At 36.4% G+C, this 23413-nt stretch carries 26 protein-coding genes; 9 read left to right on the forward strand and 17 right to left on the reverse strand.

Annotated features, from left to right (window positions below; genetic code table 11):
* Window positions 1-13 precede the first annotated feature (13 nt).
* The 10 genes from fliO to fliF form a co-directional block, all read right to left on the reverse strand.
* Window positions 14-436, reverse strand: coding sequence for a flagellar biosynthetic protein FliO (gene fliO, locus ACGH4F_RS06170; RefSeq protein WP_267378473.1), 423 nt, complete (start codon window positions 434-436; stop codon window positions 14-16).
* A 20-nt stretch (window positions 437-456) separates the two neighbouring features.
* A complete protein-coding gene (gene fliN / locus ACGH4F_RS06175; protein WP_267360979.1) occupies window positions 457-837 on the reverse strand; it encodes a flagellar motor switch protein FliN in 381 nt (126 codons plus the stop codon).
* Entirely contained in the window at window positions 830-1867 is a 1038-nt protein-coding gene (gene fliM, locus ACGH4F_RS06180; protein WP_267349963.1) for a flagellar motor switch protein FliM, read from the reverse strand. The genes fliN and fliM overlap by 8 nt, the downstream gene beginning before the upstream one ends.
* 5 nt (window positions 1868-1872) lie before the next feature.
* On the reverse strand, window positions 1873-2340 hold the full coding sequence (locus tag ACGH4F_RS06185; RefSeq protein WP_267349961.1) for a flagellar basal body-associated FliL family protein: 468 nt from the start codon (window positions 2338-2340) through the stop codon (window positions 1873-1875).
* Window positions 2341-2519: 179 nt separating this feature from the next.
* Window positions 2520-3668 (reverse strand): flagellar hook-length control protein FliK, encoded by a 1149-nt coding sequence (locus ACGH4F_RS06190; RefSeq protein ID WP_411590456.1) that lies wholly within the window; start codon window positions 3666-3668, stop codon window positions 2520-2522.
* The gene (gene fliJ, locus ACGH4F_RS06195) at window positions 3658-4122 is read right to left on the reverse strand and encodes a flagellar export protein FliJ (RefSeq protein ID WP_267349957.1); all 465 of its coding nucleotides are present in this window, start codon (window positions 4120-4122) and stop codon (window positions 3658-3660) included. Before fliJ ends, ACGH4F_RS06190 begins: the two co-directional genes overlap by 11 nt.
* 9 nt (window positions 4123-4131) lie before the next feature.
* Entirely contained in the window at window positions 4132-5514 is a 1383-nt protein-coding gene (gene fliI / locus ACGH4F_RS06200) for a flagellar protein export ATPase FliI (RefSeq protein WP_411590502.1), read from the reverse strand.
* Complete coding sequence (locus ACGH4F_RS06205; protein WP_267378486.1) at window positions 5510-6277, reverse strand: flagellar assembly protein FliH; 768 nt, start codon at window positions 6275-6277, stop codon at window positions 5510-5512. The genes fliI and ACGH4F_RS06205 overlap by 5 nt, the downstream gene beginning before the upstream one ends.
* The gene (gene fliG / locus ACGH4F_RS06210) at window positions 6261-7259 is read right to left on the reverse strand and encodes a flagellar motor switch protein FliG (protein ID WP_220216119.1); all 999 of its coding nucleotides are present in this window, start codon (window positions 7257-7259) and stop codon (window positions 6261-6263) included. The genes ACGH4F_RS06205 and fliG overlap by 17 nt, the downstream gene beginning before the upstream one ends.
* Window positions 7256-8998, reverse strand: a complete 1743-nt coding sequence (gene fliF, locus ACGH4F_RS06215) for a flagellar basal-body MS-ring/collar protein FliF (RefSeq protein WP_411590458.1) — start codon at window positions 8996-8998, stop codon at window positions 7256-7258. Before fliF ends, fliG begins: the two co-directional genes overlap by 4 nt.
* A gap of 178 nt (window positions 8999-9176) precedes the next feature.
* On the opposite strand from fliF, the gene fliE reads away from it, so the two are divergent.
* Complete coding sequence (gene fliE, locus ACGH4F_RS06220; RefSeq protein ID WP_411590459.1) at window positions 9177-9488, forward strand: flagellar hook-basal body complex protein FliE; 312 nt, start codon at window positions 9177-9179, stop codon at window positions 9486-9488.
* Window positions 9489-9580: 92 nt separating this feature from the next.
* On the opposite strand, the gene fliT is transcribed toward fliE, so the two are convergent.
* Genes fliT through fliD form a run of 3 tightly spaced genes read right to left on the reverse strand, consistent with a single transcriptional unit; the run spans window position 9581 to window position 11769 of the window.
* The gene (fliT, locus tag ACGH4F_RS06225; protein ID WP_411590461.1) at window positions 9581-9928 is read right to left on the reverse strand and encodes a flagellar protein FliT; all 348 of its coding nucleotides are present in this window, start codon (window positions 9926-9928) and stop codon (window positions 9581-9583) included.
* A gap of 14 nt (window positions 9929-9942) precedes the next feature.
* Window positions 9943-10323, reverse strand: coding sequence for a flagellar export chaperone FliS (fliS, locus tag ACGH4F_RS06230; protein WP_065558120.1), 381 nt, complete (start codon window positions 10321-10323; stop codon window positions 9943-9945).
* 12 nt (window positions 10324-10335) lie between these two features.
* Window positions 10336-11769, reverse strand: a complete 1434-nt coding sequence (gene fliD, locus ACGH4F_RS06235) for a flagellar filament capping protein FliD (RefSeq protein WP_411590463.1) — start codon at window positions 11767-11769, stop codon at window positions 10336-10338.
* Between the two features lie 333 nt (window positions 11770-12102).
* Between fliD and ACGH4F_RS06240 the strand changes: the two genes are divergently transcribed.
* From ACGH4F_RS06240 to flgL, 8 genes are all read left to right on the forward strand, one after another.
* Complete coding sequence (locus ACGH4F_RS06240; protein ID WP_267349944.1) at window positions 12103-12915, forward strand: flagellin; 813 nt, start codon at window positions 12103-12105, stop codon at window positions 12913-12915.
* A 181-nt stretch (window positions 12916-13096) separates the two neighbouring features.
* On the forward strand, window positions 13097-13813 hold the full coding sequence (locus tag ACGH4F_RS06245) for an RNA polymerase sigma factor FliA (protein WP_267349942.1): 717 nt from the start codon (window positions 13097-13099) through the stop codon (window positions 13811-13813).
* Between the two features lie 191 nt (window positions 13814-14004).
* The gene (gene flhD / locus ACGH4F_RS06250; protein WP_411590504.1) at window positions 14005-14325 is read left to right on the forward strand and encodes a flagellar transcriptional regulator FlhD; all 321 of its coding nucleotides are present in this window, start codon (window positions 14005-14007) and stop codon (window positions 14323-14325) included.
* 13 nt (window positions 14326-14338) lie between these two features.
* Window positions 14339-14941, forward strand: a complete 603-nt coding sequence (gene flhC / locus ACGH4F_RS06255) for a flagellar transcriptional regulator FlhC (protein ID WP_267378508.1) — start codon at window positions 14339-14341, stop codon at window positions 14939-14941.
* 59 nt (window positions 14942-15000) lie between these two features.
* Entirely contained in the window at window positions 15001-15885 is an 885-nt protein-coding gene (motA, locus tag ACGH4F_RS06260) for a flagellar motor stator protein MotA (RefSeq protein WP_065558125.1), read from the forward strand.
* A gap of 2 nt (window positions 15886-15887) precedes the next feature.
* On the forward strand, window positions 15888-16784 hold the full coding sequence (gene motB, locus ACGH4F_RS06265; protein ID WP_267360993.1) for a flagellar motor protein MotB: 897 nt from the start codon (window positions 15888-15890) through the stop codon (window positions 16782-16784).
* A 181-nt stretch (window positions 16785-16965) separates the two neighbouring features.
* Window positions 16966-18609, forward strand: a complete 1644-nt coding sequence (gene flgK, locus ACGH4F_RS06270) for a flagellar hook-associated protein FlgK (protein ID WP_411590465.1) — start codon at window positions 16966-16968, stop codon at window positions 18607-18609.
* Window positions 18610-18623: 14 nt separating this feature from the next.
* Window positions 18624-19580, forward strand: coding sequence for a flagellar hook-associated protein FlgL (gene flgL, locus ACGH4F_RS06275; RefSeq protein ID WP_267349934.1), 957 nt, complete (start codon window positions 18624-18626; stop codon window positions 19578-19580).
* A gap of 156 nt (window positions 19581-19736) precedes the next feature.
* On the opposite strand, the gene flgJ is transcribed toward flgL, so the two are convergent.
* From flgJ to flgG, 4 genes are read right to left on the reverse strand one after another with little or no spacing between them, the layout of a single operon-like run.
* Window positions 19737-20780 carry a flagellar assembly peptidoglycan hydrolase FlgJ gene (flgJ, locus tag ACGH4F_RS06280; RefSeq protein WP_411590467.1) on the reverse strand — a complete coding sequence of 348 codons (1044 nt, stop codon included), beginning with the start codon at window positions 20778-20780 and terminating at the stop codon, window positions 19737-19739.
* A gap of 16 nt (window positions 20781-20796) precedes the next feature.
* Window positions 20797-21906, reverse strand: a complete 1110-nt coding sequence (locus tag ACGH4F_RS06285) for a flagellar basal body P-ring protein FlgI (RefSeq protein ID WP_267360999.1) — start codon at window positions 21904-21906, stop codon at window positions 20797-20799.
* An 11-nt stretch (window positions 21907-21917) separates the two neighbouring features.
* The gene (locus ACGH4F_RS06290) at window positions 21918-22598 is read right to left on the reverse strand and encodes a flagellar basal body L-ring protein FlgH (protein ID WP_255556776.1); all 681 of its coding nucleotides are present in this window, start codon (window positions 22596-22598) and stop codon (window positions 21918-21920) included.
* A 21-nt stretch (window positions 22599-22619) separates the two neighbouring features.
* On the reverse strand, window positions 22620-23402 hold the full coding sequence (gene flgG / locus ACGH4F_RS06295; RefSeq protein WP_267361001.1) for a flagellar basal-body rod protein FlgG: 783 nt from the start codon (window positions 23400-23402) through the stop codon (window positions 22620-22622).
* Window positions 23403-23413: the final 11 nt, after the last annotated feature.

Here is a 23413-nt window from a genome sequence, read left to right on the forward strand (position 1 = left end):
ACCGCACAAGGCATCACTCCTTTTTCGTTTTTAACGCTGATTGCAAGATTTGCTTGAACACATTGTTATCAGCTGATTTAGCAACGGGTGTTGATTGTGATAATAATTTTTCGGCACGTTGTTCATCAATGGTATGTAGCAACGTCATATGATGCGAAGTGATACCGACAACCAATAATTGCTTATCCACCTCAACTAACATGATTCGTTCTTTTGGACTAATGCAATGCGTTGCTTTAACATCAATAAATGCATTACGTTTCTTATTATGACCCAGACGTTTAACTATCCAACCTAACAATAGAATCATAAAAATGACACCAATTAGCGCCGTGCCAATTGATGTGCCCATTTGACTGTAAAGATTTAATTCAGATGATGACGATACAGTATTGCTCGTGATAGTGTGGGTACTTGAGGTTGAGATCTTAGTCATATTTTTTAGGTTTATCGCCATTAACGGCTCAGTCTGCGCACACGCTCGGAAGGAGTTATAATATCGGTAATACGGACACCGTAATTATCACCAACAACGACAATTTCGCCTTGAGCAATCAAATAACCATTGATCAAAATATCTAAAGGTTCGCCAGCAAGTCCGTCGAGCGCAATCACTGATCCTTGAGTAAGATTGAGTAAATCTTTGATTGTCATTTTAGTTCGACCAAGTTCGACACTTAAATGAACAGGAATATCTAAAATAAGATTGATATCTTGTTTTTTATCTTCTGTATGATTAGGTGAAAGTGTTTCAAAAATGGCTTCTTTGGCAATAAGTTCATCATTGAGCGTATCATTCGCTTGGTTTTCGTCATTATTTTGTTTGTTATCAGTCATTGAATTCCCCTTCATTCAATTGTTCTAATACAGGATTAATTACTTGTTCTACTTGAATAGCATATTGTTTATGGGTTTTTCCATAGTGACCTTTTAATATAGGTACACCCCCGACAGTAACATCAAGAAGAGTTGGTTTTTCGATTACTAAAATATTATCTACTTTGAGCGCAAGTAGTTTGTCTACTGTTGTTTGAATTGTCGTAAAGTTAGCAACTAACTCGACGGTAGATTGTTTGATGCCACTGGTTAAAGAACTCATCCAAATGTTATCATCTTGATGCGTTTGTTGCTCAATCGGTGGTTTTATCAGTAACTCTTTAATGGGTTCAACCATTGAATAAGGAATACAGATACTGAACGTGGTTTTAGAATTACCAATTTCAACTTTAAAGTTTGATGTTAAAACGACATCATCCGGTGAACTTGTGATATTGGTGAATTTGCTCTGTATTTCTGAACGAATGTATTCAGTTTCAATTGAATATATATCTGTCCAGGCATTTTGATAAAACGTTAACGCTAGTTCGAGCACCCGTTTAATAATTTGCTGTTCGGTATGGGTAAATTCCCGTTCTTCTGTATCGAGTTGCGAAGCATGGCCATCACCACCAAATAAAGTATCAACCACGGTATAAACAATCTCAGGCGAAAACGCAAATAAGCTTGAACCTCGCAATGGATTGAGGTGAACAAGATTTAAATGGTTAGCCGCTGAAATCTGTGAAAACTCTTTAAAAGTTTGAGGTTCAATCGGTGAGGCAATGACATCCGTATTTCGTCTTAATAAGTTAAATAAACCTATTCTAAATTGACGAGCAAAGCGCTCATTCACAATTTCTAACGCAGTTAAACGTTCAGGAATAAAACTATGTTTGACAGATAAATCATAAGGTTTAACTTCAATTTTTTTTGATGATATATGATTGTCAGGATCTTTCTTATTTGTTGTCATTGGTTTGTCTTCAGACGGTGGTAAGCTATCAGAAGACTTATTCATATTGGGCGTAGGCGCTTGCTTATCCGGCATGGTAATCACCGTATGATAAAATCGGTAAACAATACTTCATCCACCTTCACTGAATGTTTAGGATCGTATTGTCTGGATAGAGCGACTTTGATTTGCTCTTGTAAATCAAGTTTACCTGTTTCAAGCTTTAAATTATTGACATATTGTTTAGACGTTAACAGTAATACATCGCTTCTGACTTCCGGTAAATACTCTAATAGTACTGATTTTTGTTCTTCGTCAGCAACACGTAATACCATACCAACATAGAGAACTTTGTTAATTTCTGTACTATCTTCTGAAGTTGGTAATGAAATTGTAAACGGTTTTAGTGTTAAAAATACCGGTGATAAAACAGGTGGCTCTTCTTTAGCTTTAATTGTATTTTTAGACTGATTTTGGAACCATAAATAGGCAGTTGTTGCTAATGCTAACATTGTAATGATAATAAGTATTAGGTTTAAAATACTCACTTTTTTCTTGGAAGTTGGCATGTTTATTCTTATCTCAGTTAAAATTTGGAAAAATAATAACCAATTGAATGGTTAAAAATACAAGAATAATAGATCAAGCTGACAGAATTGATTTGAAGAATAGGCGATAAAAATATCACCTATTCAGCCTTTTTATTCTCTCATCATTTAAAAAAATAAATGCAATGCCTTACTCAGCTTTACGCAAATATACTCAACCCCGATTTTGCCAAATGGTGACTAACCTGACTAGGTTGATGAATTTCCTCAATGACATTTGAATGTTCGATTATTGGTGTTTGACGATTCTTTGATTGTTGATATTGCGCCGACTGATTAGCATCGTTCATCATTGAAAAGTCACTAATATCGGCTTGCTCTAGTGTGATACCTTGCTCTTCAAGCGAACTTTTCAAATAGGGTAAGGCAGATTCTAAAACGCTTTTGACTACGGCGTGAGCAGCCATCATATGCAAGTTCATTTTATCCTCTATCATATCCAGTTTTATATGTAATGAACCTAGCTCTTGAGGATTAAGTTTAATATTCGCCGTTTGAATCCCTTGCCGGTTAAACATGATGATCTGCTCAGTAAGTGATGACGGCCATTGTTGATTTGTGACTGCGACAGGCAAGTTTATCGACGTGGTGATTTTTGCAGGCGTCAACATTACCCCTGTTGGATCTTGTCCATGCGACGATGTGGTTATTGCTGTCTCTTGATTGATAGTCATATCGCTTGTGAACTGCTGTATCGAAACATGACGTTGTTGGTTTTGTAATTCTGCTCTAGCATTATTCAACGGAAAACAATTATTTGCGACGGCTGATAATTGACGATTTGAACTCTTTTTCAAAGTGGCTATTTCAGTGTTATTTAAGTTCGCACTAAAATGATGTGGGTTACTTCCCTTTATTGCCATATTGTTTTGCAATGAGAGTTCATCGATTATTGCTTCACGCTCATCAAGGCTATTAACGGGTAATCGTTGCTCGTCATCAGTGATGTCTGATGCGAAAGAATTTAATCTATTGATTGCACTATTAAGATGATATGAAAGATGACTTGCCGGTAATTTGTCACGCATTTCTGATTGAATCATACTGGTATCATAAGGGAAAACAGGGAAGATTAATCCATCAAGACTATTGTTTTGATCATCAAATTCACATCCCTCATAGTCAATTTGATTTAGGTTGTTTGGCTGTTCTGGATGCGATAACGGCTTTTCATTGTCAGCCAATAACTGCTGAAAAAGATTCGCATCATTCACATTAGCTTCCTCATCAAGTTGTTTTGATAGATTCGTTGATATTAATTGCATATCACTATTTAAATTAATATTCATGTAATACTCTCCTTGATAACTGTTGCTGGGCAAATTCATCCGTCATTTTTTGCTGTATTCGATTTTGAAGTTGTAATTGCTTTTTGTGCTGTTTTTCTAATAACGTGGTATAGGTATTCAAACTTTTATTGGATTGATTAAGTTCGTTGGTTATCTGTTGTTGTTTAATCGCTAATGTGAGTAGCAATTTTTTTTGTTGTTCGATACCTTGCTCAATATTGGCTATAAATGCGGTAAAATTAGTTAATTCGCATCCTTTAATACCATTCGATAAAGCGCTATTTAATTGCTGTTGATATTCAGCGTAATAATCATTAAGTACCTTAAGTTGTGATTGTGCTTGTTGATGACTTTCGTTTGCTTTTTTTAATCGAATTAAACTATCATCAATCGATTTTTGTGCTAACTGTTTTAAGGTTAAAAAAGCATGTTGTGTCGAATTTTTATTGTTCATGATACTTCCTTACGATCCCATGGCGTTAGGATCAACAATTGCAACTAGCTGTTGATAGGCTTCTTGATAACTACAATGTTCATTAATCCCTTGCTGTAAAAAGGTTTGCATAGCCGGAAATAGCGTAATTGCTTTATCTAATAAAGGATCAGTACCGGCGACATAAGCACCAACATTGATTAAATCACGATTACGTTGAAAGCTCGAAAACAGTTGTTTGAACAGACGTGATTTTTTCTCATCTTCAGGCGCGGTGAGATCCGTCATAACACGGCTAATGGAGGCTTCTATATCAATAGCTGGATAATGACCCGATTCAGCAAGTGAGCGTGAAAGTACGATGTGCCCGTCTAAAATAGCCCGGGCTGAATCAGCAATCGGATCTTGCTGATCATCCCCCTCGGTTAAAACGGTATAAAATGCGGTAATCGCGCCTTTACCATGATTATCATTACCGGCTCTTTCAACCAGAGCGGGTAATTTAGCAAATACTGAAGGGGGATAACCTTTCGTCGCTGGTGGCTCACCGATAGCTAAGGCAATTTCACGCTGTGCCATTGCATAGCGAGTGAGCGAATCCATAATTAAAAGGACATTTAACCCTTGTTCACGAAAAGATTCCGCAATTTTGGTGGCGTAAGTCGCCCCTTGTAAACGTAATAATGGTGATACATCCGCTGGCGCTGCTACCACGACAGCGCGTGACAGTCCTTCTTCGCCTAAAATATTTTCGATAAAGTCTTTAACTTCTCGTCCCCGTTCGCCGATTAAACCAACGACAATAACATCTGCTTGGGTGTAGCGTGCCATCATACCGAGTAACACACTTTTACCGACGCCCGAACCGGCAAATAAACCCATTCGCTGTCCTTGCCCAACAGTGAGTAGAGCATTGATTGCTCTAACCCCTACATCGAGCACTTGATGAATGGGCGTACGTTGTAATGGATTGAGTGTTTTATTCGATAAGCCTTGATACTCGACATTTTCCGGTAAGGGTTTTCCGTCTAACGGTTTTCCCATTGCGTCAATAACTCGCCCCAATAACGTCATACCAACCGGTAATAATTTGTGACTAAAATGGGCTAAATCGTATTGTGCGGTGTACACTCTTGCGCCCAGTAAAATACCGTCAGTGGATTCGAATGGCATTAGGTAAAGTGTATGTGCATTAAACCCTACCACTTCGCATTCAACGGCATCGATATGACCTTGGCACTGCCTTTCAATATAACAGTTGGAGCCTAATGGTAATTTTAATCCGACTGCTTCAAGGACTAGCCCAGACGCTTTTACTAATCGACCATAATGACGAATCAATGATAAATCTTTAAGCTGCTTTGTTGCTTGAAGGAGTTTGGTTGACCATTGACTTGAGTATCGCACGTTAATGGTTCTCGCCTTGTAAGTGATCAGACATCATTTGCCAATGTTGATTAATATTGCTATTCACTTCGTTGGTATCTGTCAATAATTTACATCCGCCTTCTTCAACATTTGCATCAGCAATAAATTGCCATTGGTGTGGATTAATATCATCATTTAACATCGGTTCTAACCAGCGTAAATCAGCAGGGTTAAGGTGTAATACGATTGGATCAGATAACATAGAACATTGTTCAACTAATTGATTAATCGTGTGCATTAATTGCTTTTGTTTAACTTTAGATAGGCTACCAACCGTTTTTTGTGCTGCAACTAATGCCAAATCAAATAATTGAGGCACAATTAATTCGTCAATCTCTTTAATGGATTGCTCAAAATTGTTGATTAAGTGTGTGATAGCTTGAACAGCTTGCTTTTTTTCATCATCAAGTTGTTGTTCAATCTGTTCACGACCTTGCTGTTGACCAACTAAATATCCTTGGTCATACCCAGATTGTTTGCCATTCTCAAAGCCCTCTTTATGACCTTGTTCGAATCCTTCTTGATAGGCTTGTGATTTTGCTTCTTGCTTTAACAGTTCTAACTCTTCTTCACTGATAGAGGGAGCCGGTACAACATCTATGTGTTCTGGCTCAGGCTCACTTTCTACTTCGTCAACCTGAGTAGCCATAGATTGTTGTGTTAATGGTGAAAAGTCTGATGACGATAAATCCTGAAAACAGAGCGGTTCCCAGCTTAATTTATCTGAACTATTACACATATTCGTCATCACCGCTACTTAAGATAACTTCACCGGTTTCAGCTAAGCGACGCGCAATAACCAAGATTTTCTTCTGCTCCGTTTCCACTTGTGATAAGCGCACCGGCGGTCTGTTTTCAAGATCTTCACGTAAAATAGAGGCTGCGCGTTGTGACATGTTGCTAAGTAATTTGTCACGTAATGCAATTGATGCACCTTTTAATGCAATAATGAGCGTCTCGTTATCGACATCTTTAAGTAGACGTTGGATGCTTCTATCATCCACTTCAACCAGATTTTCAAACAAGAACATTTCATCAATAATTTTCTGTGCAAGTTCATTGTCGTAATCGCGTAATGCATTGATAACCAACTCTTCTTGTTGGCTCTTCATTAAGTTAATGATTTCGGCTGCGGTTCTGATTCCGCCTAAGTTATTAAGTTTAATATTTTGTCCGTGTAATAATGTTGATAATGACGTAGATAATAATCGGAGTGCTGACGGTTCAACACCACCAAAAGTGGCAATACGTAACATCACATCATTACGTAAATCGTCATCGAATAGATTAAGAATTTCCGCCGCTAAATCTCGGTGTAAATGGACTAAAATAGTGGCAATAATTTGTGGATGTTCTTTTTTAACCAAATCAACAGCTCGAGCAGCATCAACAAAATTAAGCATTTCAAGACCGTCGGTGGCTTCTTCAATATCTTTTCCTAACAGCTCATCGAGTAAACGCCCAGCTTTTTCACTACCAATAGATTTTTCTAATACTGAACGTAAGTAGCCATTGGTATCTGTATTAAGTACCGCACACTCTTCCAGTGTTTTTTGGCATTCATTAAGAATACCTTTTAACTGTTCTTGTGAAAGCTGTGGCAAAGACATCATCGCACTACTGATTTGTTGCACCTCTTTAGGATTGAGATATTGCATCACTTGTGCAGCGATTTCTTCACCTAACACCATTAAAACTGTTGCGGCTTTTTGTGATTCATTTAAATTCATTCGTTGCTGTCCTCTTTACTGATCCAGCTGCGAATAATTAACGCCATAACACGTGGATCCTTCTCAACAATTTTACGGATGTACTGCTGTTGTTGCATATTATCTTCAAATATCTTCTGCTGTTGTTTACTGTGCGCTTTGTAATCTAATTTTTCATCAATACTTGTTTGGGTATCTGATGTATTATCTGGCGTACTGAAGTATTGTCGTTGTAACTTCATCCAAACATTACGTAATACTTTGCGCCAAATTATCCACGCAATGAAAATATAGATCAGATATTTAATGCCTGTTTTAGTGTTTTCATAAAATTGGTGAGTTTCCCAAAATGCCAATCCGTCATTTTCATCATCAAGTTGATCACTAAATTTTAAATTAGCTACAGTTAAGGTATCGCCGCGTAAATCTGAATATCCCATTGCTTGACGAGCTAACGCCTCAATATTTTTTAGCTCTTCATTATCCAGTTTGACCCATTGTGGCGTATTGTTGTTGGCTTCATTTGTTTTTTCGTCTGTTTCAGATGTTGCAGACACATTATTCACATCGGAATCTGAATGATTAGCATCTGGATCGACATATTTATAATTGACTAACACGGCAACCGATAAACGTTTGATTCTGCCTTCGGGTATCTTACTGTGAACTACTTGCCGGTTAACTTCGTAATTTAAAGTGTTATTTGACTGTAAATTATAGATTTTTTGTTTATCATCTTGTTCTTTTGATTCAGGTTGTTCATCAATTGATGCACTTGCGGTTGGCGTAGGTTGATTAGATAGTGCACCGGGCACGCCGCCTATGCCCGCATTATTACCCACTTGACGATTTTCGATTCGCTGTTTACTGCGAATAGTTTGGTTAGCGATATCACTATTTGGATCAAAGGTTTCCGATGTCGTTTCTTGTCGACTAAAGTCAATATCAGCATTGACTTGTACCATGACATTTTTTTTACCTAAAATCGGAATAATAATTTTTTCAACACGCTCACGAACGCTATTTTCAATGCGTTCACTAAATTCTAAATGAGCAACATTAAATGTTTTATCACGATAATTTTCACCCGTAAGTAAATTACCATGCTGATCGATAATGGTAACTTTATCGGCTTGTAATTCAGGTACACTACTTGAAATAAGGTGAATAATGGCATCAATTTGACGTTGTGATAGACTACGACCGGGTAATAAGGTTAATGCGACAGAAGCTGAAGGAAATTTTCGTTCTCTGACAAATAATGAGGGTTTAGGCATAGCTAAATGCACTCTGGCATCATCAATACTACTAATGATTGAAATTGTACGGGATAGTTCACCTTCTAAAGCACGTTGATAATTGATCTGCTCGTTAAATTGGCTCATCCCAAAACTTTCTTTATCAAGCAATTCAAAGCCAACGGCGCCCCCTTTTGGTAATCCAAGTTGAGCAATGCGTAAACGCGTATCGTAAACTTTTTCTTCAGGAATTAAGATGGTTGAACCAGATGATGTGAATTTATAAGGAATATTCATCTTATCCAATTGACTAATGATTTCACCGCCATCTTTGTCGCTTACATTACTAAACAAAACCCCATAATCGTCATTTTTCATCCATAAGTAAGTCATACTTAAGATGGCTAATATCACCACGCCGGCAATAAGTAGCAGCATTTTTGGATTTTGTTTTAATTGATTGATAAAAGGTAACTTATTTAATATTGATTCGCCTTTTTTACCGACAGTTTGGCTAGTCATAAATATCCTAATTCTAAACTAATTAGATGAATTCTAGAGTTTATTATCTGTGTATTTAGAAAAATCAATAGCTAAAAAAGAAAAGGATTTTCCCCTTACTTGTGGCATTTAAATTTTTGGTTGTATGGTAAATTGAGGATTAGTTGAGCAATTTAAATAAGATTAAAATTTTAACTACATGAATAATTTAAATAATTTTGACAATAGCGTTCTCTCATCGATAAAAGCCTCCAATCTGCTTGAAAAGAAACAATCAATTTCCAATCAATCTGGTTTTGCCACTGAACTAAAAATGGCGTTGGATTCTATTAGCCAAACGCAAATACAGGCTCAAAATCAAGCAAAAGCGTTTGAACTGGGTGAACCCAATATTGCCTTAAATGAAGTTATGGTGAATATGCAAAAATCGACGGTTTCACTTCAATTTGGTATTCAAGTTCGTAACAAACTTGTTGCGGCTTATCAAGAAATCATGAATATGAATGTTTAATATGCATTAAACATTGATATAAGTGCAAGATCGTTAATGTCTAGTCATTATTTTCAATCTTGCACTTAGCAAATATTTAATAAATTTATCTGTTAAATTAAGTTAGCGACGTGTTGGTAATTTTCAATTTTACTCTGTTGACGGACTTTTTCTCCGATTAATTCCCCTAATTCAGCATGCCGTGTGGTAACTAATTGGCTGATTTGCTGTTGATAACTTAAGATATTTTGAATATACATTCGTACTCTATCTTTACATTGCGTGGGAACGTGTTCGGTAGTTAAGATACCGTCAAGTTCTATAATATTTTCAGATAATTGTGAGTATTGATTTTGCCAACTCAGTAACGTATTCCAATCTTCCTTATGTGCGCTGATTAACATTTGTTCTGTCACATAATCAAGTTGTTCATAGTGTTTTAATAATGTTGTTCCTTTCATAACCATCTCTTTTTTTATTTTGCAATTTCACGCCAAGATTCAGCAATATTGTTGAGTAGGTCAAAACAGTTTTGTAGCTTATCTTGATCGTTATATAAATTAGCCAGTACTAATTGTTGGCTGATATAGTGATACAAGCGCTCTAAATTTTCGGCAATTTCGCCTCCTTTTTCTAAATCTAAACAGCTTTTTAGTCCGTTATCAACGATATTGATTGCTTTTGATATCGCCATTCCTTTACCTGCTATGTTTCCTTTTTGAATGTATAATTTGGCAAGTTTGATCGCATTTAGTGCGCCATCATAGAGCAATACGATCAATTGATGTGGTGAGGCTTGGCTCACACATGTTTCTAAATTAACTTGCTCATAAGCTTGAGATCCTAATTTATACATTATTGTTAATCCTTATTTTTTCATGTTTGCCATCATTTCGAATTGGGTTGTTAAATAATTACTCATACTGTCTAATGAACTAATTAAAACATCTAATTTAGTAAATTGGACTCGATAACGTTCGACGGTTTGTTCAATCGAATTGTTCACTTGTTCATATCGTTTATCTAACGATTTCAATGTTGAATTTAATCCTGTGGTGGCTGAATCAATCATGCCTTCACTATCTATAAATCCACTGACTTTATTAAATACTTCATTAGCAATACCGGTGGTCTCACCGTCACCGGTAAATAACGTAGCAACAGCATCACTATTTTCACTTAGCGCTTTTTTTAATTGATTTTCATTGATAGTAAGCGAACCTTTGTTATCCATGTTAACGCCAATTTGGGCAAGAACAGAAAACTCACCTGATTGACCCTTAGCAAAGATTGAACGAATACTTTGATCGATATTACGTAGTGTAGAATCACCAATTAGTGGACCATTATTGTTGCTTAACTCGTCAGAATTGGTCTCTTTAGCAGTAAATTGAGTCAGGCTTGAAATGGTTGATTGTAATTGATTAAATGCCTCAACCCATTCTTTTATTGCCGTTTCTGCTTTTTCATTATCAGCGGTGATAGCTAAATTTTGACTGGTCGTGGTGGTTGCTTTTAAGGTGATATCAACACCTTCAATCACTTCTTTAATGGTATTTGAAGCACTTGTTATAGCAACACCATTAAATGTTAATTTAGCATCTTGCGCTTTAGCAACTTCTACCATATTACTTGTGTCGGGTTGCTGATGATTAAATCCAATAATTTTATTGAGTTTTTCATCGTCCGACGAAATTGACGTAATGGCTTGTTGTTCACCGGTTTCTTTCGATGTGATAACTAATTGATAACTATCTGAACCACTGCGAACAATCGCTGCACTCATGGTTGAATGACTAGTTGTCCCATCTTCATTAACCACTTTGGCATTATTAATGGCGTTGGCAATGGATTCTAATGATGTTTCGTCCTTAGACAGGTTAACTTCAAGTTTTTGACCATTAGCTTGTTCAATGGTAATGGTTCTTGTTTCATTGTCATTACCTAAATTAGTATTCTTATCATTAATGGCTGATGTTGCAATACTGTGTGAAGTCGCCAACTGATCAACAGTCACCGCATAATTACCCAATGCCGCTTTATTATTGACTGTTGTGGTAAAATAATTGTCATTACCTGCTGATGCTCGACTATAAAAAAGTTCTTTTTTTTGTAGTTTTTCAGTCGCAGAATTAAATGAGCTCAACGCATTTTTTAACTTACCGAAGCCACTGATTTTGGCATTAATCGCTTTTTGTTGAGCGGTGATCGGGGTTAAACGTGTTTTTTCAACGGATTCTAATTGACTTAATACTTCATTAAGATCGATACCAGAACCAATCCCTAAAATGCTCATTGCCATAATTTTTTGCCCTTATTTAATCACTATTTATCAACCATAACTTATCTAGCTGTTATATCGGCTTTTGGCATAAAAAGTTTAGAAGAAATTTGTGATTGATTGCTGGTTTTAAAAAAATTAAAAAATAAAATATCTTTCTTATTGATTTAATAAACTGAATTATCGAAAGATATTTTAACTATGGGGTTTACTTTTAGTTTGATAACACAACAAAAAATAAAAATTATTAAAGTTTCCTATTTTGCTACCGATAAGTTAATTATCAGCAAATATATTGGACATCTTGCTTCAATATGCCGTTGATTTGACTAATCATATTAAGGAGATAAAAAAATGGCACAAGTAATTAATACTAATACTATGTCTTTAATGGCAAAAAATAACCTGAATAATTCACAAAGCGTTCTAGGTACAGCAATTGAACGTTTATCATCTGGTATGCGTATTAACAGCGCAAAAGATGATGCGGCAGGTCAAGCTATTGCTAACCGTTTTTCATCAAATATTCGTGGTTTAACTCAAGCTGCTCGTAATGCTAATGATGGTATTTCACTTGCACAAACTACTGAAGGTGCATTAAACGAAATCAATAACAACGTACAACGTATTCGTGAGTTAACTGTTCAAGCTGCAAATGGTACTAACTCTCAAAGCGATTTAGTATCAATCCAAAACGAAATCGATCAACGTTTACAAGAGATCGACCGTGTTTCTAAACAAACTGATTTCAATGGTTCAAAAGTATTATCAGAAGATAAAACCCTTAAAATTCAAGTAGGTGCAAACGATGGTGAAACCATTGAAATCAATTTGAAAAAAATCGACAGTACTGAGCTTGGTTTAGCGGGTTTCAATGTTTCTGATAAACCAACTGCCGATCCATTAAAAACCCTTGATGCAGCGCTATCTAACATTGATGCATTACGAGGTCAATTAGGTGCGGTGCAAAACCGTTTTGAATCAACTGTAACTAACATCAACAACACAGTAAACAATTTAAGTTCTGCACGTAGCCGAATTGAAGATGCGGATTATGCAACTGAAGTTTCAAACATGACTCGTGGTCAAATCTTACAACAAGCAGGTACTTCAGTTTTAGCACAAGCAAATCAGGTGCCACAATCTGTACTTTCTTTATTACAGTAAGAGTTAAATCTATCTGATATTCTACTCAATTGAATTGTACAACATAGTAATAACGGTATTTTTGATATCGTTATTACTAATAATCATAATTACCTCTTTTTTATATCTTTATTCATCACATTAAATCTACTTGTTAACGACATAATAGTATTAAGCATATTTTTAACCTTGGCTCCTAAAAATGGATGATAGCTTATATAACTCGCAAGGCATAATTAATCAAGTCGACTGGCAACAGTATATCCATTTAGTTCGTAATGAAGCATTAAAATTAGCCGTTCGTCTGCCTACCACAATTGAACTCGATGATTTACTGCAAGTTGGTTACATCGGCCTGTTAGATACGATAAAGCGTTATGATGTATCTCAAGGCTATACGTTTGCCACTTTTGCAATACCGAGAATAAAAGGGGCAATGTTAGATGAACTCCGTAGTCGGGACTGGCTACCAAGACAAACTCGGAAAAAGATTAAAGATATTACTCAAGCCATTAATCAACTGGAACAGAAACTCGGTACCACGCCCAATGATCACCAAATTGCAGAATATTTGCAATTATCGATTTCTGAATATCGTAAAGCGTTGTTGGATTCAAATTGTAGTCAAATCTGTTCTTATGACGAAATGCAGAAAAAATTAGGGGATAACATCGATGCTATTGTCGATCATGGTGAAGATAGTGATCCTTTTTCGACTATTATCAATGACGAAATTCGTGACCAAATCGCTCGACAAATTGATAAGTTACCCGAAAAAGAAAAGATGATTTTAGCCCTGTATTACCAAGAGGAACTGAATTTAAAAGAGATTGGAAAAGTCATGGATATTAGTGAGTCACGAGTCAGTCAACTACATAGTCAAGCGATAAAAAGAATACAAAGTAAAGTGAAACCATAGAAAAATAAAAATAAACTGCGTAAAACAAAGCGTAATTAAACGAAAATAAATTGAAATGATTTTTTTATTGACCTTTCTCGTTTAAAAATGTAATTTTATGTGTAAAAAAACAGTTAATAATAAATTTTGATTGTTTTTTGTTTTTTTACTGCGAAATAAAATAAATAGGATTGGTGATTAAATTGGGTAATATACTAGAAGACGATATTCTTAAATGTATACATCATTTAAATCTTTCAACATTATTGTTATGCCAACGAATGCTTGAAAAAGACAAAGCGATGGCGATGTTTAGATTAGGTATTGATGAAGAAACTGCTGACGCAATAAGTAATTTAACTACATCACAAATGTTAGTGTTATCTGAAACAAATCAATTAACATTTCAATTACGATTTGAAAATTCAGAAATGATTAAAAAACTGACTGAAGATTCTCGGATTAGCGATATTAAACAGATGCATACAGGGATTCTTTTATCTAGTTTACTGTTAGATTCAATCAATAAGTAGGTAGGTAATTAAGATGAGATGTACAAGTATCGTTCAATCATATAAAGAAGTCCAACTCGCTATTCGTTTAATTTCACTCGGCGCCAGAATTCAAATGCTTGAAAGTGAAACAAATCTTAGTCGTGGTAAGTTGATAAAACTGTATAAAGAAATTCAAGGTTGCCCGCCACCGAAAGGATTGTTACCGTTTTCAACAACGTGGTTTATGACATGGGAACCGAATATTCACTCAAGTATTTTTTATAATGCTTATCATTTTTTAGTGAAACATGGCACCAAACCCGGAATACAATCGATTTTAAAAGCTTATCAGCTTTATCTTGAACAATGTCCGGCTCATAACGAAGAACCAGTATTAGGATTAACTCGAGCTTGGATATTAGTTAAATTTGTTGAAAGTAAAGTGATGCAACAATCATGCTGTAAAGAGTGTAAGGGGCGTTTTATCACGCATGCATACCAACCACACAACAGTTTTGTTTGTAGCTTATGTCAACCACCATCACGGGCAGAAAAAAATCATAAGACACATCAAGAAAATCAGGCTAAATGTTTGCAAGTGCTATCTGTCGCTCATGGTTTTAATTCAGAGGTTGCAAAGCAGTTAGCAAGTTAAATAAATATTAGGAATATCAGTCCTATTTACTGTTATTTTATGGAGAAAGAAGAAAGCCAATGCTAATCATTATAGGATATATTGTTGTTATTGCCTCTGCTTTATTAGGTTATGTACTTAGTGGTGGTTATTTAGCAGTACTTTTTCAGCCATTAGAATTTTTGATTATTGGTGGTACGGCTATCGGCGCTTTTATTGTCAGTAATGAAAAAAAAGTGATCAAAAAAACGCTCAAAGCATTAGGGCAGTTATTTAAATCATCCAAATACAATAAAGCATTATATTTAACGCTAATTAATTTAATGTACACCATTTTGACTAAAATCCGTCAAAGTGGTGCACTATCGATAGAAGGAGATATTGATAATCCACATGAAAGTGAATTGTTTAAGCAATATCCGCTTATTTTAGCCAATCCTCGAATTTTAGATTTTATCACTGATTACTTGCGTCTGATGATTAGTGGCAATATGGATGTTTATGAAATCGAAGCCCTAATGAGTGAAGAAATTGAAACTTATGAACATGAACTCGAAAAACCGGTTAGTGCGATTTCAAGTATTGGTGATGGCTTACCAGCTTTCGGTATTGTTGCTGCCGTTATGGGGGTCATTAACACTCTAGCTCAAGCTGATAGACCAGCAAGCGAACTGGGTGAACTGATAGCACATGCGATGGTAGGAACGTTTTTAGGTATTTTATTGGCTTATGGTTTTGTTTCGCCTTTAGCTGCATTGTTAAAGCAACGAAATTCAGACACGGTCAAAACTCTTGAATGTACCAAAGTGATATTGATCGCCAGTATGCATGATTATGCGCCACAAATTTGCATTGAATTTGGTCGCAAAATGATATTTTCTGATGAACGACCATCTTTCTTTGAATTGGAAAAATATATTCAAGACGTGAAAGATAAAAATGCCAACTCAACCGAAAATAATTAACAATGAAAGATAACTCAATAAGAATTATTACTCGCAAAAAGTCAGGGCATGGAGAAGGGCATCATGGTGGTTCGTGGAAAATCGCTTATGCTGACTTTATGACCGCCATGATGGCGCTGTTTTTAGTTATGTGGTTAATCGCAAAATCAACGCCGCAGGAACTACAAGGAATTGCTGAATATTTTAGAACACCGTTACTTATGGGGCAAAATGGCGGTCAAAATATCAGTGATAGTGAAAGCCCGATACCTGGCGGTGGTGATGATGTCACTCAGCAACTGGGTGAAGAAAAAAACGATATTGCCAATCAACAACAACAAAGCGAATTTGAAAAAAAACAACTCGAAAAGATCCAGCTGATTGAAACAGCACGTAAAATTTTTGAAATGTTTGAACTCGATCCTCGTCTAAAAAAATTAGCGCCTAATTTAATTATTGAACTCACTGAAATGGGGTTACGTATTCAAATTCTGGCATCAGATGATAAACCGATGTTCAATGTAGGCAGTGCGGTTATACATCCTGATATGCAAAGTATTTTGCATGCCTTAGCACCTATTTTAAATTCATTACCTAATAAAATAACCTTATCGGGTCATACCGATGAGCGTCAATATGTCACTGGTGATAGAGGTTATAGTAATTGGGAGTTATCAGCTGACCGAGCCAATTCATCAAGACGAGAACTTATTGCAGGTGGATTAGATAAAAATAAAATTATTCGTATTGTTGCGCTTGCTGATACCGTGGGATTAAACAATCCACATTATAGTAAAGATGCCAACCGACGAATCAGTATTTTAATTTTAAATAAATCGGCACAACAATATATTGAGGATGAAAACAATATGACTGGCATTGATTTTTTAAAACAGGCTAAGCCAGTTAAACAAAATTAATCCTATCGTTATATTATGAAAGGCATGAATCAAAAAAAATCTGCTGAATTGAAAATAAAAAAATAAAAATTCAAAAAAAATAGCAAAAATGATTAAAGTTTTAATGAATTGTGCCGATATAAAAATTAAGTTTACAAATAATCATGATGTTATTAACTAAGTTATATTAAGGAGTTTTTTAATGGCAAATTCATTGATGAATACCGGAATTAGTGGATTAAATGCAGCGCAAAATATGCTTAATGTAATTAGCAATAATATCAGTAATGCCCACACCACAGGCTATAATCGCCAACAACAGATATTAACGCAGGCAAATGGTACTCATCATCATTTTGGTTTTGTCGGTAATGGGGTTTCAGTGACAGCGGTAAATCGTGCATTTAACCAATTTGTTGTTGGGCAATTGCGACAATCGCAATCACAAAATGGATCGATTAAATCATATTATAATGAATTATCAAAAGTTGATAATCTTTTAGCTGAAAATGAAAACAGCATTTCATCGCAAATTAATAATCTTTTTTCTAGCTTAAATAAGCTTACGTCAAATGCGGGTGATGCCTCGACAAAACAATCGGTTATCAGTAATTTGACGTCGTTGGTTGGACAATTTAATAAAACCGAAAATAATCTTAAAAATCAAATTGCCAATATCAATACTGAATTAACGAATAATGTCGCTCAGGTTAATACTTATTTAGAGCAAATTGCCGAATTAAATCAAAAAATTTCAAAATTACAGGCCGTGAGTGGTGGTAATGAACCTAATGCCTTGCTTGATCAGCGTGATCAGCTGGTCAATGAATTGAGCGAAATTATAGGAATTACCGTGACGGAGCAAAATGGACAATATAATCTGTCGTTAGCTAACGGTTTAAGTTTAGTGCAGGGATCGTCGGTGAACTTACTATCTGTTCAACCGTCACAACAAGATCCTGCAATAAATACAATTGTTTACACGCATAATTCTGGTGCGACTCAAGAACTGACAAGTCAAAATATCGCATCAGGCCGATTAAATGGATTATTAACTTTTCGTGATGGACCACTTTCTCAAGCTCGCAACCAATTGGGCTTAATTGCACTTAATTTAGCTGAGCGTTTCAATGAAGTACATATGTCTGGCGTGGATATCAATGGTCATGCCGGTGAAAAAATGTTTGATTACCGTCAACCAAGTAGTATCACCAATGCTAAAAATCAAGGTAATGCTACCGCTAAAATCAATTTTGATTCAGTCACCGAAGTTAAAGCCTCGGATTATAAAATTGAATTTAATGGTACTGATTGGGTTGTGACAAGACTGTCTGATCATCAAACTATTACCCCTCAAATTGAAGATGGCAAACTAATGTTTGATGGTTTATCAATTGAAATAACGGGTAATGCGGTGAAAGGGGATTCGTTTTTAATTAAACCTGTTGCTGATATTGCATCGTCATTAGCGTTGTTAGTGACAGATGTGAATAAATTGGCAACTGGAATTAATGATGAAGAAAACGGTGCGGGTGATAACCGCAATGTGAGCAAATTATTAGACATACAAAATGAAAAATTAATTAACGGTACAACGACCTTAAGCAGCGCTTATAGCACGTTAGTTAACTATATTGGTAGTGAAACTCAAACCGCTAAAATTTCGGCACAATCAAGCCAAAATATAACGCAGCAGATTGACGAACAAAATCAATCAATATCGGGCGTAAATATTGAAGAAGAGTATATCTCTATGCAAGTTTATATGCAGTATTATCAAGCAAATGCCAAAGTTATTGATGCTGCAACAACGCTATTTGACACTATTTTAGGTTTAGCGAAGTGATAAAAGGATAAAAAATGCGTGTAAGTACCAATTCAATGTATCAAAAAAATTTAAATAGTATTTTAAATACCAACAATAAATGGCAAAAATCGGGATTACATTTAGCAACGGGTAAAAAGATTTTATCGCCTTCTGATGATCCTATGGGCGCATCACAATCATTAATATTAAAACAAGCGCAATCTCGAAACGACCAATTTCAAGCCGCGCGTGAAAGTACCGATAAGTCACTTAGTCGTCAAGATACTATCTTAAAAGAGGTCAATACTGTCATACAAAGTATTCAAGAAACATTGGTTTATGCCGGTAATGAAACGTTAAATGATGAAAATCGACGTGATTTGGCAAATAAATTACAAGGTTTAAAAGATCAGCTTGTCGCTTTAGCCAATTCAAAAGACACTAACGGCAATTATCTGTTTGCCGGTAATAAAAATGATACGCCCCCTTTTGTGGTTAGTGAATCTGGCGAAGTGAGTTATGTCGGTGGTACCACCACAATTAATATTTTTATTGATGATTCACGCGAAGTCCCACTCAGTTTTACCGGTCTTGAAGCCTTTATGACAGGCTCTACCGTTAAGTTGCCAGACGGTTCGCCAGCAGAAAGTAATCTATTTGCGAGTATCGATTATGCGCTTGACGCGTTAAAGCTCGATTTAGATGACAATAATGAAGATACCATTAAGCAATATCGAGAAGGCTTATCTAAAGCAAGTTGTGGTGTTGATAACTCATTTGATAATGTTTCGACCCTTAGAGCAAAAGGCGGAACAGTATTACAAGAAGTCGAAAGATTAACAACACTGGGTAAAACGCTAGATATTGAGTTTGAAACGCAAATTAGCCAACTTGAAGATGTAGATTGGTACGATGCCATTTCAGAATACGTTATGCTTCAAGCTAATTTACAAGCAGCACAGTATACTTTTATGAGCATGCAAAGCATGTCACTGTTTCAAATGAAATAGTCGAGTGAAAACAGATAATAGTATTCATTTCTACTCATTATAACTAGAATATATATCCAACACGTTTAGGAGGCTTAAGCCTCCTTTTTTATGTCTATTTTTAATGAGTCAATAATCAGACAGTGGAATTAGTGCGTTGAACTGGCAAAAACAGAATTAATTAAACGCTATTTTTCTGAAACCTGAAACGGTCGTTATCGGATTTTGTTGAGCAATTTGTTCTATACGCGCAATAATTTGTATGAGCTTGTCACTGTAGTTGGGATCGGTTGCGTATTTTGCTGATTGTAATGCTTTGGCAGCGGTTCTTGCATCGGGTGCTTTGACCACCGCTTGGTAGCGAGGGCTTTTGGTTAATAGATTGATATAGTCAGTTAATGCATGTTGTTTACTGGTATAGACTTTAAAATTATCTTGAATTTTTATCATTCGGTCATTGATAAATTCTTGTGTTGTTAAGCGAGTCGCATTACCTTGCCATGTCGGCGTGGCTTTGATACCAAAGTAATTATGGCTTGATTGGTTATCTGCGGTTTTAATCAGTTTTTGTCCCCAACCTGTTTCTAATGCAGCTTGTGCAATGATAACTTCGTAAGGTATACCTGAACTTTTAGAAGCTTGTTGAGCAGGAATAAGCCATTCTTTAATAAATGCGGTTACATGATCTTGATTTGCTTTATCGGCAGGGTTTAACGATGTGATTTCTGATGCATTTATTTTTGAAGCATTATCGATTTTATGGCTATGATAAAGCATTTGTCCTAATGCTTCAGGCGTAACAGTCGCTGATGCGTTGCTAAATAAAGATTGTGCAAGTTTAAGGTTAGGTTGTTGCGACGATTTTTGGGGTGAAATAGGAATATTGCCCGATGACGATACATTGGGTGACAAAGGTTTGCCATGCGTGAGTTGTTTGGTAATGATATTAGCAAGCCCCAACCCTTTACCTGCTGCTTGCTGAGCAATTTGCTGATCAAACATCGAGGTAAAGAGTTGTGTTGCAGGTTGATTGAATAATCCACTGTCCGGCACTGCTTTACGCATTGATTGCATCATCATATTAATAAATAGCGTTTCAAATTGGTCGGCAACTTGTTTAATACTTTGGTTAGTCCCTTTTGCCACATTGCGCTTTAATTGATTTAGTCCATTTACATCATAGGCAAAACGGTGAACAGATTGATTAATCAGATTATTCATATTCTATTTTTTATATCTAAATGGTTTCTAACGAAGCATGTAAGCAACCGGCTTTTTTAAGTGCTTCAAGGATTGACATTAATTCGGTCGGATTGGCACCCAATAAGTTGAGCGATTTAATTACACTATTTAAATTCACTCCTGCGGTGACTTTTTGCAATGCACCACCTTGCTCTTCAACTGCAATTTGTGTTTCAGGTGTGACCGCTGTTTCCCCACCCGCTAAAGGTGTATTGGGTTGGTTAACTTTGAGTCTATTATTGACGACAACCGATAAGTTACCATGGGCGACAGCGCAGTTATCCAACTGGACTTTTTGATTCATGACCACAACCCCAGTACGAGTATTAATGACGACTTTGGCTGAGATCGGCGTTGCACCAATTTCAAGATTTTGTATTCGTGATAATAATTTAACTCGTTCTTGGCTGGTAACAGGCATTTTGACTGTCACCGTCGTACCGTCTTGTGCCACTGCGGTGTTTTTTTGTAATTTATTAATTGCTTCGGAGATTTTTAAGGCACGAGTAAAATCGAATTGATTCAGATGTAGGTGAATAATGTCTTGTTCATCTAATCGCATGTCTAATTCACGTTCTATCGTTGCACCATTCGGGATTGTCGCGCCAGCTAATTGATTGACACTTACACTACTTCCGCCACTACTTGCGCCCATTCCGCCCAGAAAAAGATTACCTTGAGCAATCGCATATACTTGGTTATCTGCGCCTTTTAACGGCGTCATAATTAATGTGCCTCCTCGTAAACTTTTGGCATTACCCAGTGAGGATACCACGACATCTATTTGTTGTCCTACTCGTGAATAAGCGGGTAATTTTGCTGTGACCATAACGGCGGCAACATTTTTAAGTTGCATATTGCTGCCTGTTGGAACAGTAATGCCTAATTGAGATAACATATTGGTGATACTTTGAATCGTAAACGGTGTTTGCGAGGTTTGGTCGCCTGTTCCATCAAGTCCCACCACAATGCCATAACCTACTAACGCATTATCACGTACCCCTTGTATGGTGACTAGATCACGGATGCGCTCAGCGTAACTATAAGGTATCGCTAAAATCATCATTAAGATAAAACAGATAAGAGTAGGTAATTTTTTTATCATGCTAAGACTCGTTAAAACGGTGAAAGATTGAGAAATAAACGCTGTAGCCAACCCATTGTTTGTGCTTCATCGATGTAACCATTTCCGACATATTCAATACGGGCATCGGCTACTTGTGTTGAGATAACGGTATTATTGCCGCTAATTGTTCGAGGGTTAACTACACCTGAAAATCGTATAAATTCCGTTCCTTGATTTATCGCAATTTGTTTTTCACCAATGACTTTTAAATTGCCGTTTATCATTACATCTTGTACGGTGACAGTAATAGTACCGCTAAAGGTATTTTTAGCGTTTGCTCCTCCAGATCCTTTAAAATCATTACCGCCAGACATGTCTGTTTCGACTTTTCCACGTCCAACCAGTCCATCTAAAAAAGTGGGCACAGCTTTTAGCCCTAAATTCAATGAACTGTTACGTCCGGCATTGATTGATGAGCTTTTGCTGGCACTGACGTTTTCTTGTAATACTATGGTTAACACATCACCAATATTGCGTGGACGGCGATCTTCAAACATGGGTTGGTAACCAAAATTACTTGGTTGTGCTGCTTGATAGATAGAGCCGCTGGTGTTAACAATTTCTGGCATTTGCGGAACGATACTCGTTTCACCTTTGACTAATGGTTTTTTCGGTAACTGTGCGCAATTCACTAAGCACAGCGCAGCGATCACGATATACAGGGATTTCATCACGTTTATCATGGTATTAATTTATAACTGATTTAATCGTTGTAGCATCTGATCGGATGCCGAAATCGCTTTACTGTTAATTTCATAAGCACGTTGTACTTGAATCATATTTACCAGCTCTTCGGCAACATTGACATTCGATGTTTCGGTATAACCTTGGTATAGCAATCCTGCACCATTTAGCCCCGGGGTGTTTTCAGTCGGCGCACCAGAACTTTCGGTTTCTAAGTAAAGATTTTCCCCCATGCTTTCAAGTCCTGCATCATTAATAAAGGTGTGTAATGTCAGTTGACCTACTTGCACTTGCGAGGATTGATTGGCAAGGGTGACATTGACAATACCATCACGCGCGACCGTCATTTTAATCGCATTTGCGGGAATATTAATGGTTGGTTGAATTTCATACCCGTTGGCGGTGACGAGTTGTCCATTTTGGTTAACTTGAAATGCGCCACTACGGGTATAAGCTTGGGTTCCGTCTGGTAATAGCACTTGGAAAAAGCCTTGTCCATTAATAGCAATATCACTACTGTTGTCGGTTAATTCTAAATTACCTTGGCTGTGAATTCGTTCGGTGGCAACCGGTCTTACCCCTGTGCCAATTTGTAAGCCTGACGGTAAGGTAGTTTGTTCTGAAGATTGTGCGCCCGGTTGGCGAACAGTTTGATATAGCAGATCTTCAAATACTGCTCTTTGCCGTTTAAAACCACTGGTACTGACATTGGCTAGATTGTTGGAAATAATATCCATATTCATTTGTTGTGCGGTTAAACCGGTTTTGGCAATCCAGAGTGATTTAATCATTGGTGATACTC

The organism is Gilliamella sp. CG35 (assembly GCF_046635745.1).
GTDB lineage: Bacteria > Pseudomonadota > Gammaproteobacteria > Enterobacterales > Orbaceae > Gilliamella > Gilliamella apicola_I.